Raw genomic sequence first — 2,177 nt, 5'->3', positions numbered from 1 at the left:
ATCCAGCGTAAGCTGGTTTTTTTATGCCTATAAAAAAGGATGCCTATTAGCACCCTTCTCCACTCGATCTATTTAGGCAGTTTTTTGCTTATCTTTTTCAGGTGTTAAATTCTTATCAAACACCAATTGAAAGTTTCGACTTGCATCTACTTTATATTCTGCACTTTTAATTGAATCTACAAAAATCCAGTCTGACTGCACCTGCTTATCATCTAGTGTAACCACCAAATAACCCCGCTGATTTAAATTACAATAAGCCAATTCATCAATAAGCGTAGTAAAGGCAAATTCAAACTGTTGCAACTGAGCAATTGGAATACTCAAATACTTTTCAAGACCTGGTGAAGAAACTGAACTTGTCGCCAGTTCAACCCCAACATACTGACCTTTTTGGCTATGCAAATAAGATGCCCATGCATTATGAGTATCGCCTGCCAGAACAATAACTTTCTTATTTAAATTTGCTAAGTTTTCATACACGTTTTCACGTTCCGCATAATAACCATCCCAAGCATCAAGGTTATATGGCACCACTGTTGTGACTCTCGCCTTTTCTTGAGCGGTTAAAGTTGGATCACCTTGCTCTAAACGTAATTTCAAAGTGACTAATTCTGCAACCTGAGCATTCATTTTAGCCAAGGTTTCAGCAGAAGCTCCACCCGAAGTAATTTGTCCTAAAGACAACAATAATTCAGCAGGAATCCACATCTTACTCATTAAGACTTGCTGTCCGATCACATTCCATGTTGTTGTAGATTGCTTTAATTTATCAACCAACCAATCCCTTTGTGTATAACCCATTAAAGTACGCTTTGGATTCGTTAAGTCAGTCTGAAACTTTTGAGCATTCAAACCTACAGCTGTCATGTAATCAGCATATTCAAGCTGTTTATCTCGCGCAATAATGCGTGTATCTAGCATTGTTAACTGTACGAGCGAGCCAAAATTAAACTGTCGGTAAATATTTAGATGATCTGCACTAGAAACGGGACGAATAGGCATCCATTCAAAATAAGCTTGTAGAGCAGCTAACTTACGATCAGAAAAAGGCCCTTCATTATCCTGATGATTTTCTGCCCCATCTCGCCAAGCATCATTTGCTAACTCGTGGTCATCCCAAATCACAATAAAAGGATGACGCTGGTGAGCTGCCTGCAAGTCTTTATCTTGACGATATAGCGCATAACGTTTGCGATAATCTTCTAGTTTAATAATTTCTTTATTATTATCGGATGGTAAGGTTCGACCAAGTTTTACGGCGTCTTCCGTCGCATAGCCATCTGCCCCATATTCATAAATATAATCACCCAAATGAATAACTACATCGACATTTTGCTTTGCCATCTCACGGTAAACATAAAAGTAACCCGCAGGATAGTTAGAACAAGAACATACTGCAAAACTAACTTTATTTGTGCTTATTGGTAGTGTTTTAGTTTGACCAACAGCGGAAACTTTATTACCAAAACGGAAACGATAATAATAAATGGTATTTGCCTGTAGTCCTGTTGCATCTACCTTTACAGTGAAATCGTCAGTCTTGGTCGTTTCAACCATTCCCGTTTTTAAATTCTGTTTAAACTGATTATCAGTAGCAATTTCCCAAGTTACTTTAAGACGCGAACTAAGGTCTAGTGGTGTTAGTCGTGTCCATAGAATCACTTTATCTTGCAAAGGGTCGCCGCTCGCAACTCCATGTAAAAAATCTGCTTGTGCATCTGTATTTTCATCGTCTGAGCCATCATTACAACCTGTAAAAGCTACAGGCAAAGACAGCGCCCCAAAACCGAATAGACTTTTTTGAATTAATTCTCGGCGTGAAATTTTCTCTGACATACAACTACCTAAGTTTTAAGCAATGAGTGCTTTAAACTTAGGTACAGAAGATGAACAACTGATATCAATTTGATGAAGAAATTATGACTTAAATAGATCTTATCTTTAAATAGACGTACGAACTGATTGAAAATAAAGCAAACTATCTGATTTTCTCTTGCCAATCTGCTTCTTGTCATCTATTATTGCGCACATGCCCGGGTGGTGAAATAGGTAGACACAGGGGATTTAAAATCCCCCGCCCACAAAGCGTGCCGGTTCGAGTCCGGCCCCGGGCACCATTTTCAAATATTGAATTTGGTGTTACAAAGAATCCAGCGTAAGCTGGTTTTTTTATGCCT

At 38.5% G+C, this 2,177-nt stretch carries 1 protein-coding gene and 1 tRNA gene; one reads left to right on the top strand and one right to left on the bottom strand.

Features of this window, described 5'->3' with window-relative positions; translation table 11 throughout:
- Window positions 1–72 precede the first annotated feature (72 nt).
- The gene (locus tag NL42_RS17975; protein WP_461313792.1) at window positions 73–1,836 is read right to left on the bottom strand and encodes an alkaline phosphatase D family protein; all 1,764 of its coding nucleotides are present in this window, start codon (window positions 1,834–1,836) and stop codon (window positions 73–75) included.
- Window positions 1,837–2,031: 195 nt separating this feature from the next.
- Between NL42_RS17975 and NL42_RS17970 the strand changes: the two genes are divergently transcribed.
- Window positions 2,032–2,117 (top strand) — tRNA-Leu (locus NL42_RS17970).
- Window positions 2,118–2,177: the final 60 nt, after the last annotated feature.

It is taken from the genome of Acinetobacter sp. GN11, assembly GCF_054823985.1.
This window is presented reverse-complemented; position numbering and strand designations above follow the sequence as displayed.

Excerpts from the sequence above, each read along its gene's own strand:
- NL42_RS17975 (WP_461313792.1), bottom strand. The coding sequence starts at position 1,836 with ATGTCAGAGAAAATTTCACGCCGAGAATTAATTCAAAAAAGTCTATTC.